The sequence below is a fragment of the Providencia heimbachae ATCC 35613 genome (genome assembly GCF_001655055.1).
Taxonomy (GTDB): domain Bacteria; phylum Pseudomonadota; class Gammaproteobacteria; order Enterobacterales; family Enterobacteriaceae; genus Providencia; species Providencia heimbachae.
In genome coordinates this window covers 162,559-180,295 of the sequence record NZ_LXEW01000048.1, presented here as the reverse complement: position 1 = coordinate 180,295, position 17,737 = coordinate 162,559, and the positions used below count along the sequence as shown (strand labels likewise).

Here is a 17,737-nt window from a genome sequence, read left to right as displayed (position 1 = left end):
GAAAGAAGCCAACAACGCTACGGTTCGAAGTATGACGAGTAACTTTAGAGAGAAATTAATGTCTCAATCGACGGCGCATAATAATAACTCCCAGAAACCGCCTTCGTCATACGCAGCAGGTCATCATGTTTGCCATCAGTTTCACCAAACATATTAAGTAATTGCTGTTCGATGTTGTGCAATGTTGCGCAATAAGCAATAAAGAATAAGCCATGTTTCCCACTTGCCGTTCCGTATGGCAAGCTATGACGCATGATAGACAACTCTTCGCCCTCTTCTTCAATCACTACACGTGACACATGAGATGTCGCATTACGGACGCTTTCATCAAGTTCAATGCTGTCTTTTTTAGTGCGGCCAATCATTTTTTCTTGTTCATGCTCTGAAAAACGATCCCATTTACGTAAATCATGTTCATAACGCTGTACCATAACATAGCTACCACCTTTATCTTTGCCTTCTTCGATTAAGGTCACTTCTGCAATTTCTTCCCCTTGAGGATTTTCGGTACCATCAATAAAACCACTTAAATCGCGATCATCAACCCAACGGAAACCATGAATTTCCTCAACAACCTGAATTGATTTTCCAAACGCTTTTAGTGCGGCTTGAGCAAGCGAAAAATTAATATCATGGCGTTGCGATTGAATATGGATCAACAAATCACGTTGAGTCGCCGGTGCCAGCCCCCGACCAAGTGCACGAAAGGGCTTTAACTCAGGAGCGGATTCCGCTAAACCAATTTGTTTCCACACTTCAGAACCGAATGCAACCACAGCACCTAATCGATCATCGGGGTATTTTTCTTGTAGCTGTTGTAATGAGTCAACAAAATGCTGGCAGGCTGATTTAATCTCATCAAGAGGTCCTTGTACCATCGCCTCAATAAAGATACCGAAACGGCTATGTTCTTTCAAAATACCACTTTGAGAATGAGACATCCTATAAACCTCGTAAAATGAATAAATTATATAAACTCTTAAGTCTATATTACTCTATTAAGGGGGATTTTCACCTTGTCTTAACTCAAGGCTTTATCGGTAATAGGAATACATTATAAGAAAGAATATTTAAGAAAGGGAAAATATTGAGCTAGTTTGAAAAATAATACCGTTAATGCTGATATCACCAACGGTATTATTCAAAAAATGAAGATTACTTTTGCCAAATAATCTGTGAAACCTGCCATTCTTTAAGTTGATCATCCGATGGCATAATGTTTTCTGGCCCATGCCATTTACCATTAAAGCGATACGTCACATTAGGGCTTTGTGATGCAACACATTCAACTGTTGGCAAGTCATTAATGCGCTCACCTAATTTGCAAGCACCAAAAGCCTTGTCGTATAAATCAGCAAATGACGTGCCAATTCCGCTTCCCCATTGGGTCACAATATTAGGATCACTGACAATAATTTTGGCTGCATAACCGTTCTCAGGACCAATGACTTCAATTTTAACCTGTTCATCATCAATGCCTTGGAAAATAGTAACGACATCGCCATTTTCCATCTGCATGCCACTTCTTATTTTGTAGCGGCTATCCAGTTGCTGGTTTACGACATCCATTTGCATTGGCGTCATACTGGTTATTTCCCCTACTCCCGCAGCCGACACCACCAGCGGACTACTAAACCAAGTTGATGGCGAAAAAACACTCATTCCCGCACAACCAGACAACAAGATAGTGCCCCCTAATAGGGCCACTCTAAAAACTTTTCCGATTATCGTGACATTTTCCATTGCGCTATTCTTTCTCATGACATTTTTAGGGGGTTTATATACCCAAAAAAATATGGGTATAGCTCTCTTTAATAAATCGCGTAATGCATACTGTGACAACCTATTTGCCGAAACATTCAAGAAAATATGTCAGCAGAGAGTCAATCAACTTAGAAATCGAGATCATGAGTGAGTTTTTTTGAGTAAATTAAGCGTGTCGGTTGCTCTTCTTCATACAACATTTTCTCAAACATACAGATAGCCGCATCCGACTCCTCGCTCATCAGTAGCTCTATTTTTGCGCAACCTCTGGCAACCAGTTTTTTCTCTAATCGGCTCACCAATGCATTCGCAATCCCGCGCCCACGATATTCAGGATGAACCGCTAAATACACTGCCGTACCACGAATGCCATCGTATCCACCCATAATGGTTCCAACGACCTCACCCGTAACCTCGGCAACAAGAAAAAGGTCAGCACCACATTGCAGCTTACGTTCAATATCAAGCTCGGGATCCCCTGCGAATTCATTAAGATCGCAGCGTTCCCACAATGTAATCACTTCTTCATAATCACTTTGGCGGAAGATTCGTATTTCCATAACAATTGTCCGTTTAAACTCAGCTTCCTGCCATTATCACTGCTTTTGCCACACAATCAATATTCAATATGCCTTTTTTACCTCAAAGAGGTATACTTTACGCATGATTTTTAACCTATGGTTTTATTAAAAAACAATGAATTACCCAGATATCGACCGTGTAAAAGCCTTCTTTCAGAGCTTACAAGATAATATTTGTCAAAAAATAACCGAGCTAGATGGAAAAGAAACTTTTCTTGAACAAACTTGGGAACGTGTCGAAGGGGGTGGTGGCCGTAGCCGGGTATTAACTCAAGGTGTAATTTTCGAACAAGCAGGGGTTAATTTTTCGCATATTAAAGGTTTACAGTTACCCGCTTCAGCCTCTGCACATCGCCCTGAACTCGCAGGTCGTCGCTACCAAGCGATGGGAGTCTCCTTAGTTATCCACCCACTTAATCCTTATATTCCAACGACGCATGCCAACGTACGATTTTTTATTGCAGAAAAAGAAGGCTGTGATCCCATTTGGTGGTTTGGTGGTGGTTTTGATTTAACGCCTTTTTATGGCTTTATTGACGATGTTAAGCATTGGCACACGGTAGCACGTGATCTCTGCACCACTTATGGTGCTGATATTTACCCGAAATACAAGCACTGGTGTGATGAATATTTCTTTTTAAAACACCGCAATGAACCACGCGGTGTAGGTGGTTTATTCTATGATGACCTAAACCAAGGTGGCTTTGAATCTTGTTTCAATTTTACTCGTGATGTTGGCAATGGTTTTCTTCAAGCCTATGTTCCTATTGTAGAAAAACGTCGTGACCATCCATGGGGAGAGCGTGAACGTCAATTCCAACTCTATCGTCGTGGGCGCTATGTTGAATTCAATCTGGTGTGGGATAGAGGCACATTATTTGGCCTTCAAAGCGGAGGTCGCACAGAATCGATCTTAATGTCTATGCCTCCTTTAGTCCGCTGGGAATATGATTATCACCCTGAGCCTAATAGTGAAGAATCCAAACTCTATACCGAGTATTTGGTTTCAGGTAAAGAGTGGCTTCCAAAATAATTATAGAGATAAATTAATGAAATAAAATAGTACTCATGTTCTACAAATCTGCTAACAAAAAACAGCAAGATATAATTTAATTCATTAATTATCAAGTAATTACAAAAAGAACACAACAGATTATGATTCTATTTCACCCACCCGAAATGGAGTCATAAATGAGTAAAGTACTTGGTCGTTCACTACTGCCCCCATGCTTAGTTGCTAATTTTTTCAACGAAACTGAAAATAAAAACCTAAAACGCACACTCTTTCATATTAACGAAATCTTAAGCCGCACTTATTCAAATGAGGATGCGGTATATCAAAAAAAACTGTTATCTAGCACTCAATGTAGTGAGAAAGGGTACCGTCGTTTTATTCGCGATGCTCAACAACGTATTGAAAATTACGCACATAATCATTCTGACCTACCTATTTGCCGCCGTGAAGAAATTCCAACTGATGAGCATATGGCACACAATGATTTCTCTATTATCATGACAGAGGATGATACCGTTGCCCCTAATGCCCCTGCTCATCATGTTTTCACTTCAATTGGGCTGATACGTTCATTTTTTGAGGAGCAATTAAATATTGATAAAATGTTTGGCTGTGATGCAGATATTAATGCGGTTATTCATTATGGTACGAATTACGCCAACGCATTTTGGAATTCTCAAGCTATTTTCTTTGGGGATGGTGATGGCAAAATATTTGGTCCATTCTACAATGATATTGACATAGTCGCCCATGAACTTGCCCATGGATTCATCAGTTCCCAAGCCGATTTTGACTATGTATTTCAATCAGGCGCACTTAATGAATCCGTCGCCGATGTCCTTGGCATAATGGTTAAACAATATGTCCAAAAAGAAACAGCAAATGAATCAAATTGGTTATTAGGTGAAAACCTGTTTCTTGATAAAGTACGAGCACCCGCACTGCGTTCTATGGTTAAACCGGGTAGCGCTTATTATTTCTCAAGCAGCAATAATGACCCTCAAGTTGGTCATATGTCCGAGTTTCGTAATCTACCGCTTCGTATTGATAATGGTGGTGTACACATCAATTCTGGTATACCAAATAGAGCGTTCTATTTATTAGCATGTGAACTTGGTGGTTATTCATGGGATGTCGCCGGTAAGATCTGGATTGAAGCCGTATCTGACCCGCTTGTCTCAAATACAGCAACTTTCAGACAATTTGCGGATGCAACCCTTCGTGCAGCGACAAAGTTGTTTGATAACAGCATTGCAATGAAAACCCGCCAAAGCTGGCTTGATGTTGGCTTAGAGGTTGGTGATGTATAACAGCCTATCCATTTAGTCAGGTTATTTTTAGATGTGAACTAGTTTGACCCGTTAGTCTATTATTGTCGGCCTCAATTTTGGCTGACTTTTGATATAACGGTTTAATTTAATCATAATTAAGGCCAAAAAAAGAATTTTGTAAAATACTCTTCATCCAGCCTTGCTCATCGCTATTGTTAACTCACTCAAACTTTAACGTTTTTTCTTTTTACGTCCAGGTTCAGTAAATTTCTTACGCGAAGATGTTTCAGGTTTATTTTTAGGCTTACTTGCCCCTTGTTTCACCGTACTTTTTGCTGCCGATTGTACTTTTGGTTTAACTTGTTTTTTCGGTTTCACATCAGATTCGGATTTTTCAATCAAATCAAATAATTCAATAAGTTCATCATCTGTTAAATCACGCCACTCACCCACAGGGATCCCAGTTAAACCAACATTCATAATACGAACGCGCTCAAGTTTCGTCACGTCAAAACCAAAGTGCTCACACATGCGACGAATCTGGCGATTGAGACCCTGAACGAGGGTAATACGAAACACAAAAGGTGCTTCTTTTTTAATTTTGCACTTTTTAGTCATCGTACCAAGAATAGGAACACCCGCTCCCATACCACGAATAAAATCATCGGTAATGGGTTTGTTTACTGTAACAATATATTCTTTTTCGTGAGAGTTACCTGCACGCAAAATTTTATTCACCAGATCGCCATGATTTGTCAGGAAAATAAGCCCCTGAGAGTCTTTATCTAACCGACCAATAGGAAATATACGCGTACTGTGATTCACGTAATCAACGATATTATCTTTCTCACCACTTTCTGTTGTACTCACAATACCAACAGGTTTATTCAGTGCAATCAACACTAAATCATCTTCATCACGCGGTTCAATCAATTGTCCATTGACTTTGACAACATCGCCACTGAATACTTGATCACCAATGCCTGCACGCTTACCATTAATAAAAACATTGCCTTGTTCTATGTAACGGTCAGCATCGCGCCTTGAGCAAATACCGCTCTCACTAATATATTTATTAAGACGTGTGGAAGATTTGATTTCCATAATTTCCCTCAATCATTGGCATCATAGAGATAAATACCTATAAACATGCGTTCCTGTAAACAACTGCTTTAATGAACACGGCTTCTCATCAACATTTTTCAATATAGTAAAAAGCCGTAACATGATTAACCTGCTACGGCTTTTTTAAAGCTCACCAAAATTCCATTTAATTTTAGTGTCTGCTTTTATAATTAACGCTTTTTCATATGCTGCATCAAACGTTTACGTTTACGCAACTGAGTTGCCGTCAGTTTATTTTTCTTATCAGCATAAGGATTTTCCCCTTCTTTAAATTGAATGCGGATTGGTGTCCCCATTACATTTAAAGAGCGACGGAAATAATTCATCAAGTAACGTTTATAACTATCCGGTAAATCCGTTACTTGGTTACCGTGGATCACAACGATTGGAGGGTTATGTCCCCCCGCATGAGCATATTTCATTTTCACGCGGCGACCACGAATAAGTGGTGGTTGATGCTCATCTTCCGCCATTTTCATAATACGCGTTAATAATGCGGTCCCCACTCGACGGGTTGCTGACCCATAGGCTTCTTGTACTGATTCAAATAAATTACCAACACCACTACCATGTAATGCGGAAATAAAATGAATACGCGCAAAATCGACAAAACCAAGACGCAGCTCAAGCATATCTTTCACATGATCACGGTCTTCAGGCTTCATGCCATCCCATTTATTGACGGCTATCACTAAAGAGCGCCCTGCATTAAGAATAAAGCCCAATAATGATAAATCTTGGTCGGAAATACCTTCTCGTGCATCAATAACTAACAATACAACGTTTGCATCTTCGATCGCTTGTAATGTTTTAATTACTGAGAATTTTTCAACGGTTTCAGTGACCTTACCGCGCTTACGCACACCCGCAGTATCAATTAGAATATATTCTCGCTCATCACGTTCCATTGGAATGTAGATGCTATCGCGAGTGGTGCCTGGCATATCAAATACAATAACGCGATCTTCACCTAAAATACGGTTAGTAAGCGTTGATTTACCGACATTAGGACGACCAACAATTGCCAGTTTAATGGGTAATGTTGATGGGTCGAAATCGTCTTCTTCCTCTTCGGCAAGCTCATTTTGCGCTTCTATTTCAGCCCAATATGCGGCATTGGCTTCTTCGTCAGTCAGCTCAACTTCTTCATCTTCAGTTTCAATGAAAGGCTTCAGTGAATGCTCAATTAACTGTGTTACACCACGGCCGTGAGAAGCGGCAATAGAATAAATCTCACCAAGGCCTAAAGAATAAAAATCACCAATAACGGTATTAGCATCAATACCATCTGTTTTATTTGCCACAAGATAAGTTTTTTTCTTACTACTACGTAAGTGCTTGGCGATACCCTCATCTGCAGGCATTAATCCTGCTCGAGCATCGACCATGAACAGCACGACATCCGCTTCTTCGATAGCTTGTAAAGATTGTGCAGCCATGTGGGTTTCTACACCCTCTTCTGTACCATCGATACCACCCGTGTCGATAATAATAAATTCATGCCCTTCAACTTCAGCACGACCATATTTACGATCACGGGTCAGACCGGGAAAGTCCGCTACAAGTGCGTCACGGGTACGGGTTAATCGGTTAAATAACGTGGATTTTCCTACGTTTGGACGCCCAACCAGCGCTACGACGGGTATCATTCTTAGATGCCTCACAACTTTAATTAACTAAAAGAATTCTGAGGCTTAAACATCAGCTTACTCAGAAAACAAAAAAACGAAACGGCTCCTAGTGTCAGGAACCGTTAATTTTATCGATAAATTTGCAGCTTGTCAGGAAATTAACGTGTTAATAGATAAACAGTTCCGTTTCTTGTCTGTACCATCAATTTATCGCTAGCAACAACAGGACGACTATGGATGCCAGAACTATTTAATTTATTCTGAGCAACGAAGCCCCCCGTCGCCATATCTAACCAGTGTAGATAACCTTCTTTGTCACCCACAACTAAATAACCGTTAAACATTTCTGGTGCTGATAGACCACGGTTTAGCAATTCTTCTTGTGTCCATAAGGTCACACCGTCACTCTTACGAATGGATAATACACGGTCATTTTGGTCAACAAGATACAGATTTTCACCTGAAAGTACCATATCACTGACTGAACCTAATTCGCGTTTCCACAAAATTTGGCCTGAACGCATATCCAATGCAGCGAGTGTACCATTATAAGCGATGGCATAAACTTTACCGTCATCAATAATTGGTGTCATGTCAACATCATCTAAACGACCGATTTCAGTTGAGCTGGTTACTTGAGAGATACGTTGTTGCCAAATTAACTGGCCCTGTGAAAGTAAAACAGCACTCACTCGGCCGTTATCCCCTCCCACAATCGCAGCACCAAAAGCGACGCTTGGCGCGGATTCACCACGTAAGGACAATGATGGTGTATCCATATTCACTGTCCATTTAATTTCACCGCTATTCATATCGAGTGCTTGAAGCTGACCATTGCTAGTATGAACCATAACGAGATCATTACTCACAATCGGTTTAGACAGTGCTTCACCAGCAACTTCAACATCCCAAGCAACTTGGCCATCTTCTTTATTTAACGCAATGACTGTTCCGCGCTCAGTTCCGATAAAAATTTTATCATCTGAAATGGTTAAACCGCCCGAAAGTAGCGCAGATAAATTAGCCGACAGAAAACCGGTACGCTTAGAAAGGTCGACAGACCAAATTTCTTTACCACTATCAAGCTCTAATGCTTTAACTAGACCTTTACGATCTGCGGCATATACCATTGTGCCGTCCCACGCAGGGGACAATTCAGAATAAAATTGATCAACCCCATTACCAACTGATTTGTCCCAAACAATTGATGGGGTGAATTGATTTTCAACCTGAGGTAACGGAGCCATAATAATAGAATCAGTTTCGCTAGAACAACCGGCAAGTAAAGCTGAAGCGACGAGGCCTATCAAAAGAGTTTTGCGCAACTGCATGTTTGTCGTTTCCTTTCTTCTTTATGAATTAGATACGTTGTTCAATTTCAGAGTTAAAATACCTCTGAGAGCTTGAGAACCTTCACTTTCTAACCCCTGAGTATAGGCTGCTTTTGCGCCAGCTTTATCACCCTTATGGAGTAAGGCGTCACCTCGAACATCCTGTGCCGCAGCTTGCCATGACTGACTTTTGATATTTGCTACAGAAGCAATCGCTTCATCTGCCTTGCCTTCGGCAAGTTGAACTCTTGCTAAACGAAAATTAATCAAATCCTGCATATCTGCAGTTTTTGCTTTAGGTAAAGCGTCAGTTAATGCTTTTTCTGCATTCGCTAACTCACCTTTATCAACCGAAATTTGTGCGAGTTCAAGCCCCATCATCGCGCTATAAACATCGTCAGTTTCTACTACGAATTTCTGTGCAGCTTCAATACTTTGGACTGAGCCTGAACGTAATTGAGCACTCACATTTTCATACTTCTGCGCACTTTCTTGCAGTACGTTAGTTTTATGTGACTGCCAATAGTTCCAGCCAAATACACCACCAACACCAATGACTAACCCAACGACTAATGCAACACCATTGTTAGCAAAAAAGCGTTTGACTGCTTCAACTTGATCATTCTCGTTTGTATAGACTTCCACTTGTCTCTCCTTAACCTAACAGCTCAGCTAAACGTGATGCCATTAGTTGCTGTGAAATAGTTTCTTGTGCCCCAGTACGCAAATCTTTAATAGTCACTTGGCTGTTTTGAATCTCGTCTTCACCCAAAATCAGGGCGATTTTAGCGCCTTGTTTGTCAGCCCTTGCAAGCTGTTTTTTGAAGTTGCCGCCGCCGTGATTAGTCATTAAACGTAGCGTTGGTAATTCATCACGTACTTTTTCTGCCACTAACAGCGCTGCTTGCTGGCTATTTTCGCCAAATGAAGCGAGGTAAACATCCGCAACAGAAGTATCAGCAGTGAATTCAGGGTTAACCTCTTGTACCAGTAGAACCATACGCTCCATGCCCATAGCAAAACCCACTGCGGGTGTTGCACGTCCACCAAGTTGCTCAACCAGGCCATCATAACGACCACCAGCACAGACTGTACCTTGTGATCCTAATGCAGTTGTCACCCATTCGAACACCGTACGATTGTAGTAATCTAAACCGCGAACTAAACGCTGGTTGACACGATATTGAATACCAGCAATATCAAGTAGCTTACATAAGCCATCAAAATGCTCTCTCGATTCCTGATCCAGATAATCAAATAATTTAGGCGCGTCATTTAACAACGCTTGAACATCTTGATTTTTTGAATCGAGCACCCGAAGCGGATTCGTGTACATACGACGTTTACAGTCTTCGTCTAGCGTCTCTTTATGCTGTTCCAGGAACGCCACCAGTGCATCACGGTAGTTTGCACGAGCGTCCAAAGAACCAATAGAATTCAGTTCTAATGTCACATGCTCACTAATCCCTAAGGCTTTCCACCAACGTGCCGTCATCAAAATAACTTCAGCATCAATATCGGGACCCGCTAAACCAAAAACTTCAGCACCTAATTGGTGAAATTGACGGTAACGACCTTTCTGTGGGCGTTCATAGCGGAACATGGGGCCTAAATACCATAAACGCTGTTCCTGATTGTACAGCAAACCATGCTCAATACCGGCACGCACACAACCCGCCGTATTTTCTGGGCGCAAAGTCAAGCTTTCATCGTTACGGTCGTTGAAGGTATACATTTCTTTTTCAACAACATCGGTAACTTCACCAATAGCTCTGCGAAATAACGGGGTCTGCTCTACAATCGGGGTACGAATTTCACTAAAACCATAACCCTGTAAAATGTTTTTCAATGTTGCTTCGATTTTTTGCCATACTCTGGTATCAGACGGCAAGTAATCATTCATTCCGCGAATGGCTTGGATATTTTTTCCCACTTTATTTCTCTATTTTCAAAATTACATTAGTTCGATTATAAGAGCGAAATGTTATCAGATTCAATCAACAAACTGTAATTAGGCGCTGTAATCGGGATTATTCTGCCAATTAAGTCTTTCAACGCCTAATTTAAAAAAGTTTGATGCTTATTAACATCATCAATCACGGATTAACCGTTTAATTACGCCACTAGTCCAATTATTTTTCTAATTGATTGACTTTAATTCGATTATCTTCATCAAGCATCGCGGCTTTCGCACGAATTTTGGCTTCAAGCTGATCGATAATATTATTATTATCAAAGCGCTCTTTTTGGCGAATACCATCCTCGTAGAAACCGCTCTTCGCTCTAGCACCCGTCACACCCAATGTTGAGACTTCTGCTTCGCCAGGGCCATTAACGACACAACCAATAATAGAAATATCCATTGGCGTGATAATATCTTCTAAACGTTGCTCTAACGCATTCACTGTGCCAATAACATCAAACTCTTGGCGCGAACAAGTTGGACAAGCAATAAAGTTAATTCCACGAGAGCGAATTCGCAACGATTTTAAAATATCAAAACCAACTTTGATTTCTTCAACTGGGTCAGCCGCTAATGAGATACGCAGCGTATCACCGATCCCCTCAGACAGTAACAAACCAAGGCCAACTGCTGATTTTACAGAGCCCGCACGTGCGCCACCCGCTTCAGTGATACCAAGGTGCAAAGGCTGATCGATTTTTTTGGCTAAAAGCCGATAAGAACCGACCGCTAAAAAAACATCCGAGGCTTTTACACTGATTTTGAATTGGTCAAAATTCAGTCTATCCAGAATATCCACATGGCGCATCGCAGATTCAACTAATGCTTCTGGCGTTGGTTCACCATATTTTTCTTGAATATCTTTTTCAAGCGAGCCGCCATTTACCCCAATACGGATAGGGATATTGTAATGACGTGCGCAATCAACAACTTGGCGAATACGTTCTTCATTGCCGATATTACCTGGATTAATGCGTAGGCAATCGACGCCATATTCTGCCACTTTAAGTGCGATACGATAGTCAAAATGGATGTCTGCTACCAGCGGTACATTCACTTGCTGTTTGATTAATTTAAATGCCTCAGCCGCATCCATTGTTGGAACAGAAACGCGAACAATATCAGCACCAACACGCTCAAGCGCTTTAATCTGACGAACGGTAGCATCGACATCCGTTGTGAGGGTATTAGTCATTGATTGAACAGCGATAGGTGCGCCATCGCCAATAGGCACGTTACCTACATAAATACGAGTGGATTTACGTCTTATTATCGGTGATTCGTTATGCATTTTTCTTTAATTCTCCGGACATCCCTGTGCCCTTTAATACCTTGGTATAGTGTATGTACATTGTTTTTTACGTATTCCACTATACACAAGAAAGCAAACTATAAACTATCATAAATGAGGTTTAGGATATAGTTTGCTTCCACTAATTCGTTATGCCACTGATGCTTATGGCAGTTGTAATTTTGCTGAACGTTTAGCTTTGATAAAACGGCTTAAATCAACCGCATTACCTTGAAACTGCACAGCCACATTCGCAGGCGCACCAATGTTTAAGCGGTAAGGAAGCGCACCATCTAATTCTAATTTATCGCCATTATTTTTCATGCCGCTAAATAAAATCTTATTATTCGCATCGCGAATTTCCAACCAGCATTGGCCTGAAAAATTCAAGACTAACGCACTTGCACTTGCCGGTGGAGTTTCATTTGAATCAGTTGATTCACTTCTGTTAATTGCCGTTGAAGATGGCTGTGCATTTGGTAACGGCACAGTTCTAACAGGTTGGGCTTCTGGCTCGTCGATATTTAATAGCTGATCTTGTGCCTGAGCAGCTGGTGCAGCATTTGCAGTCTCATTACTTGAAGGCGGCGTATTTTCTGTTGTATTCGATAAATCAACGGAATTCGCATTATTACCTTGCTGAGATAAAATTAAATCACTCTGGCTTGCCATCGTATTTAATTCATCTTTTTGCGCATTATAATCTTGCCACCACCAAACACCGACCATTGCAATTAGGACAACAACAATCAGCCAAGTAAGCTTCATTAACCAGCCTTCTCGTTTTTTCCGTTTTTTTCCAAGGGAATAACTTTGCATTGGCGAAACATTAGAAGGTTGTAGAGGCTGATCTGTTTTTAAGAAAGTTTGGATTTCGCTTTCAGGTACACTGACCATGCGTGCATATAAACGTATATATCCACGTAAAAATGTAGGCTCTACACCAGCTGGATGAATATCTTGTTCTATCTCTTTTACCGTACTAACTTTGAGACAAAGTCGCTCAGCGACCGCCTCTTGCGTCAATCCCATGCGCTCTCGTGCTTGAGATAATATTTTTCCTACAGTGACATTGGCTTGCTCGGTATTGTTTTCGATAGTCATTTGCTGGCAACACTATTTTCAAGTTAAAGAAATATAAAGCAAACATTGCTCTGCTTTATTCGTCATAATTTATCATAGCTTTGAAGCAACAATTAAATTTATCTTATTGCTGCTACTCACTATTGTAGGTGAACAAAGGCGTTTTGCCTAACCATAAAACGCCCCGAATTATAACCTAACTCACTGATTTGAGATTATCAATTAATCAGACTGTTTTTACTTGAATAGGTTCCCCTGCAAGGCGTTTTTTCAAGGTGCGTTTTGTTCTATCGATCACGTCCCCAGCGAGTTGCCCGCAAGCAGCGTCAATATCATCGCCGCGAGTCTTACGCACAATCGTCGTAAAACCATATTCCATCAGCACTTTAGAGAAACGGTCGATTCGACTGTTAGAACTACGGCCGTATGGCGCGCCAGGGAAGGGATTCCATGGAATTAAATTAATTTTACTTGGTGTGTTTTTTAAACACTCGGCAAGCTGATGTGCTTGCTCGACACTATCATTAACGTGGTCAAGCATGACATATTCAACAGTTACACGCCCTGCATTTGCATTCGATTTACTTAAATAACCATTAACACTATTAAGGAAAGTTTCAATATTGTATTTTTTATTGATAGGAACAAGTTCATCACGTACATCATCTGTGGGTGCATGCAGTGATATCGCTAATGCCACATCGATCATATCACCAAGTTTATCTAACGCAGGCACTACACCCGAGGTTGAAATCGTCACTCGGCGCTTAGAAAGCCCAAAACCAAAGTCATCCAACATGATTTCCATTGCAGGAACAACGTTGTTTAAGTTCAGTAGAGGTTCACCCATTCCCATCATGACGACGTTAGTGATTGGGCGGCGACCACTCGATTTTAACGAGCCTATAATTTTAGCGGCGCGCCATACCTGACCAATAATTTCAGATACACGTAAATTACGATTGAAACCTTGCTGCGCCGTTGAGCAAAATGTGCACTCCAGCGCACAACCAACTTGGGATGATACACATAAAGTTGCGCGATCCGCTTCAGGGATATAAACCGTTTCAACCTGTTGATCACCAACGCTAATCGCCCACTTAATCGTGCCATCTGATGAGCGCTGTTCTTCTGATACTTCTGGCGCTCGAATCTCTGCAATTTCTTTGAGCTTTGTTCTGAGGACTTTATTGATATCCGTCATTTGATCAAAGTCGTCATAGCAATAGTGGTAAATCCATTTCATCACCTGATCGGCTCTGAAGGGTTTCTCCCCCATTTGGGCGAAAAATTCACGCATTTGCTTACGATTTAAATCCAGTAGATTAACTTTTTGATTATTATTTTCTGGCGTGACGGAAATAGCAGAAGAAGTTGCACATTGTGCATTTTGATTCATTTCGGACATTGTGTGCCTCGTTGTTACACTTTCGGCGATGCTAGTAGCATGACATAAAATAGAAAACTATGTTTTTATCACAAACAATAGTTATGGATAATTCAGTTATTAACTTGAAGTACGACGAGTATAAAATAGCCCTGTTAATATTAATATACTAACAGGGCATCGCATTGTACAAACTTTATAATCATAATGCTAATGCATTATTAAAAGTCGATTAGCGTGGGCAAACTTCATCTTCAGCGAAAAAATACGCGATTTCACGTGCAGCAGATTCTTCAGAATCTGAACCGTGAACGGCGTTTTCAGTGAAGCTGTCTGCATAGTCAGCACGTAAAGTACCCGCTAATGCGTTGTCTGGGTTAGTTGCACCCATCAGGTCGCGGTGACGTTGAACTGCATTTTCACCTTCAAGGACTTGCAGCATGATTGGGCCTGACGTCATAAATTCAACCAGACCTTCAAAGAAAGGACGGCCTTTGTGTTCAGCGTAAAAACCTTCAGCTTGTTCACGAGTCAAATGCAGCATTTTAGCCGCAAGGATTGAGAAGCCTGCGCTCTCGAAACGGTGATAAATTGCACCAATTGCGTTTTTCTTAACTGCGTTTGGTTTAATAATTGAAAATGTACGTTGAACCGTCATAAATAACCTCTTAGCGATTAACTTTACCTTTACTCGTTTATTCCCTATTAAAGAAGCCGGAGATAGGTGTCTGTTATAGTTTTAATGGTGTTTCTATTTCTGATTTTAGCGATCAGAAAAATAAGGCGTTGATTATAGGGGCTACGATTACAATTTCCTACAGTTACATCAACATTTTGTTAAACTTTTTATAGCAAAAAAAACTATTTTTTTGACTCAGTCACACTTTTTGTTTGCTACTTAACCCTAAAGTTCACCGCTGTGACTTGTCCACTCAAATCTAAAACTGAAATTTGGTAGCGGCCACTCTTGTCCAGAGTCAATAAAATGCTGCCATTTTGCTCAGTATCACTGATTTGCTCACCATTGAGGAACCACCATTTCTGTCCTTGCCCCCCCTGTGTAACTAATCGCAAATCTAATGCTGTTTTTCCCGGTAAGCGCTGAAGAACTTCACCTTCACGGATCCCTGAAATCAATAATGGCGGCATTTCGAGTTTTAATGGTGGGCAAACCGTATCGGCTTTAGGCAATCTATTTTCACGCTTCTCACTCGAAGGCAGCCATGATTCAACGGTTATAGGCCAAAGGTGAACTTCTTTTTCCTGCGCATTTGGGCAGTCAGCGGCAACTTGTAATCCTTGTTCGTTAACCCAGATTTTTTGTCTCAGTCCCAGTAACGATTCTTGATCTCTCGCCATTAATGTTGGTGGGATCGTATTATCCAAAATCCAACTTAAGCGACGCTGGCGACAATTATTGTCATCCTTTAATAACGCGGTCCCCCCCGGCCAGCAAATAACCGCTTGACTAACACTCGCGGGTTTGGTGTCTTTGGGTAATGGCTCGTGAGACTGATAAATTCGTGTTAGCAACAGATTATTGATTTGATTCATAATGGGAATTGCGGTGGCGAAACCAAACTGCCCCGCTACTGGAGTTGCATCCGGCCTACCAACCCAAACACCGATAGTATAACGCGGGTTGACCCCTATCGCCCATGCATCACGATAGCCATAACTTGTGCCGGTTTTCCATGCTAAGTTAATTTGACCCGATAAATTAGCATCAGGAGCCGGTCTTGCTTCGCCCCCCATAATACGTCGTACAATCCATGCTGCGCCGGGAGACATCAATGCTCTATCACGTAATATATCAGTGGGTTTAAAGCGCAACGGCGAGACCTTACCTTGACGCGCAAATGCACTATAGGCAGAAACCAAATCATCCATCCGCGTTGCTGTTCCTCCCAATATGAGTGATAAATTGGGCTCACTCCCCACAGGGAAACGTAGCTCAGTGCCAACATTACGTAATTGTGCGGTAAAGCGTTTACTCCCGTAGGTGTCCAGCAGTTGTACCACCGGTAGATTAAGTGAGCGTACTAAAGCATCACTGACACTAACAGGCCCATTAAATCCACTGTCGAAGTTACCGGGCCGATAGTCATTAAATCGTCTCGGTACATCTTGCAACAAAGATTCAGCATGAATAAGTCCATCATCCATCGCTAAAGCATATAAAAACGGTTTAAGTGTTGACCCCGGTGAGCGCCATGCATGGATCATATCCACATGGCCAAATCGACTATCATCTTGAAAATCAATTGAGCCAATATAGGCTTTTACACTCATATCGGTATGATCAACAACCAATATGCCAAGAGAGGTTTGCTTTGGTAGCTGGTTTTTCCAATTTAATGCCATATCTTCCAATTGACTTTGCAAACTGGCATCAATCGTCGTTTCAATAATCGAATCTTGACTCTCTTTTACCACTCTACGTGCCAATAAAGGGGCTGAATGTGGATTTTTACGGGGCGCTAACCAAATTTGCTCTTGCTTGATATCATCAACTTTTTCCGCACTCCAAACTTGGTATTCCACCAGCCTATCTAATACTTTATCGCGAGCTGCTTGTGCACGCTCTGGATAGCGGTCGGGTCTTAAACGGCTTGGTGCTTGGGGTAAAACAGCAAATAATGCCGCTTCACTGGCCGTCAATTTTGCGGGAGACTTATTGAGGTAAACCCAACTTGCCGCGCCGATCCCTTCAATGGTTCCGCCATAAGGCGCTCGATTAAGATACATCTCGAGTATCTCATCTTTCGAATAATGATATTCAAGTTGTGCAGTACGCCATAATTGCTTTAATTTTCCCCCCAGTGTTCGACTGTGGGGATCGACGAGTCTAGCAACCTGCATCGAAATGGTACTCCCCCCAGAGACAATACGCCCCGAGCGAATAAACTGCCCTGTTGCTCTCACTAAGGAAAATGGGTTAACACCCGGATGACGATAAAAATGGCGGTCTTCGTAAGTTAATAAGGCTTCAATAAACTCAGGAGATACCTCATCCAATTTAACCGGGAACCGCCAAATACCTTCTTTATCAGCAAAACGCCAAAGGGGGGTCCCGTCTGCCGCGACAACCGTTCTAGCCATCTCTACCTGTTTAATTGGCAATGGCCAAATTTTATCTGCCGCTAAAAATAATAACGGCAAAAATACAGCTAGGAATAGCAGTGACCACCCTGTTCGACGTAACCATTTTTTCATTCGTAAACATACCGCGAGTTATCATTCATGACTTTGATTGCGAAAAAAGAGGGAAAAACATGGCTTTTCCCTCTCTTGG

General features: G+C 41.5%; 15 protein-coding genes. 2 read left to right on the top strand and 13 right to left on the bottom strand.

Annotated elements, in window-relative coordinates; translation table 11 throughout:
- Nucleotides 1-44 precede the first annotated feature (44 nt).
- From M998_RS17635 to M998_RS17625, 3 genes are all read right to left on the bottom strand, one after another.
- Nucleotides 45-941 carry a Dyp-type peroxidase gene (locus tag M998_RS17635; RefSeq protein ID WP_068910094.1) on the bottom strand — a complete coding sequence of 299 codons (897 nt, stop codon included), beginning with the start codon at nt 939-941 and terminating at the stop codon, nt 45-47.
- 214 nt (nt 942-1,155) lie between these two features.
- Nucleotides 1,156-1,743: an RpoE-regulated lipoprotein gene (locus M998_RS17630; RefSeq protein ID WP_068445212.1), complete on the bottom strand. Its 588-nt coding sequence runs from the start codon at nt 1,741-1,743 to the stop codon at nt 1,156-1,158.
- 149 nt (nt 1,744-1,892) lie between these two features.
- Nucleotides 1,893-2,324, bottom strand: a complete 432-nt coding sequence (locus tag M998_RS17625; protein WP_068445214.1) for a GNAT family acetyltransferase — start codon at nt 2,322-2,324, stop codon at nt 1,893-1,895.
- 136 nt (nt 2,325-2,460) lie between these two features.
- Here M998_RS17625 and hemF point away from each other — a divergent pair, with 136 nt between their 5' ends.
- The gene (hemF, locus tag M998_RS17620) at nt 2,461-3,378 is read left to right on the top strand and encodes an oxygen-dependent coproporphyrinogen oxidase (protein WP_068910093.1); all 918 of its coding nucleotides are present in this window, start codon (nt 2,461-2,463) and stop codon (nt 3,376-3,378) included.
- Nucleotides 3,379-3,536: 158 nt separating this feature from the next.
- A complete protein-coding gene (locus M998_RS17615; protein WP_068910091.1) occupies nt 3,537-4,670 on the top strand; it encodes a M4 family metallopeptidase in 1,134 nt (377 codons plus the stop codon).
- Between the two features lie 192 nt (nt 4,671-4,862).
- Here M998_RS17615 and rluF read toward each other — a convergent pair whose 3' ends face one another.
- The 10 genes from rluF to pbpC form a co-directional block, all read right to left on the bottom strand.
- Nucleotides 4,863-5,735, bottom strand: a complete 873-nt coding sequence (gene rluF, locus M998_RS17610) for a 23S rRNA pseudouridine(2604) synthase RluF (RefSeq protein ID WP_068910089.1) — start codon at nt 5,733-5,735, stop codon at nt 4,863-4,865.
- 191 nt (nt 5,736-5,926) lie between these two features.
- Nucleotides 5,927-7,405 (bottom strand): ribosome biogenesis GTPase Der, encoded by a 1,479-nt coding sequence (gene der, locus M998_RS17605; RefSeq protein WP_068445222.1) that lies wholly within the window; start codon nt 7,403-7,405, stop codon nt 5,927-5,929.
- Between the two features lie 140 nt (nt 7,406-7,545).
- Nucleotides 7,546-8,718, bottom strand: a complete 1,173-nt coding sequence (gene bamB, locus M998_RS17600; protein ID WP_068910087.1) for an outer membrane protein assembly factor BamB — start codon at nt 8,716-8,718, stop codon at nt 7,546-7,548.
- Nucleotides 8,719-8,739: 21 nt separating this feature from the next.
- On the bottom strand, nt 8,740-9,363 hold the full coding sequence (locus M998_RS17595; RefSeq protein WP_068910085.1) for a YfgM family protein: 624 nt from the start codon (nt 9,361-9,363) through the stop codon (nt 8,740-8,742).
- A gap of 10 nt (nt 9,364-9,373) precedes the next feature.
- Nucleotides 9,374-10,651: a histidine--tRNA ligase gene (hisS, locus tag M998_RS17590; RefSeq protein ID WP_068445229.1), complete on the bottom strand. Its 1,278-nt coding sequence runs from the start codon at nt 10,649-10,651 to the stop codon at nt 9,374-9,376.
- A gap of 199 nt (nt 10,652-10,850) precedes the next feature.
- A complete protein-coding gene (gene ispG / locus M998_RS17585; RefSeq protein ID WP_068910083.1) occupies nt 10,851-11,972 on the bottom strand; it encodes a flavodoxin-dependent (E)-4-hydroxy-3-methylbut-2-enyl-diphosphate synthase in 1,122 nt (373 codons plus the stop codon).
- 165 nt (nt 11,973-12,137) lie between these two features.
- A complete protein-coding gene (gene rodZ / locus M998_RS17580; protein ID WP_068910081.1) occupies nt 12,138-13,076 on the bottom strand; it encodes a cytoskeleton protein RodZ in 939 nt (312 codons plus the stop codon).
- A 205-nt stretch (nt 13,077-13,281) separates the two neighbouring features.
- Nucleotides 13,282-14,454, bottom strand: coding sequence for a dual-specificity RNA methyltransferase RlmN (gene rlmN, locus M998_RS17575; RefSeq protein WP_473086662.1), 1,173 nt, complete (start codon nt 14,452-14,454; stop codon nt 13,282-13,284).
- A 220-nt stretch (nt 14,455-14,674) separates the two neighbouring features.
- Nucleotides 14,675-15,100, bottom strand: coding sequence for a nucleoside-diphosphate kinase (gene ndk / locus M998_RS17570; protein WP_068445237.1), 426 nt, complete (start codon nt 15,098-15,100; stop codon nt 14,675-14,677).
- Nucleotides 15,101-15,336: 236 nt separating this feature from the next.
- Nucleotides 15,337-17,658: a peptidoglycan glycosyltransferase PbpC gene (gene pbpC, locus M998_RS17565; protein WP_068910079.1), complete on the bottom strand. Its 2,322-nt coding sequence runs from the start codon at nt 17,656-17,658 to the stop codon at nt 15,337-15,339.
- Between the last annotated feature and the right edge of the window lie 79 nt (nt 17,659-17,737).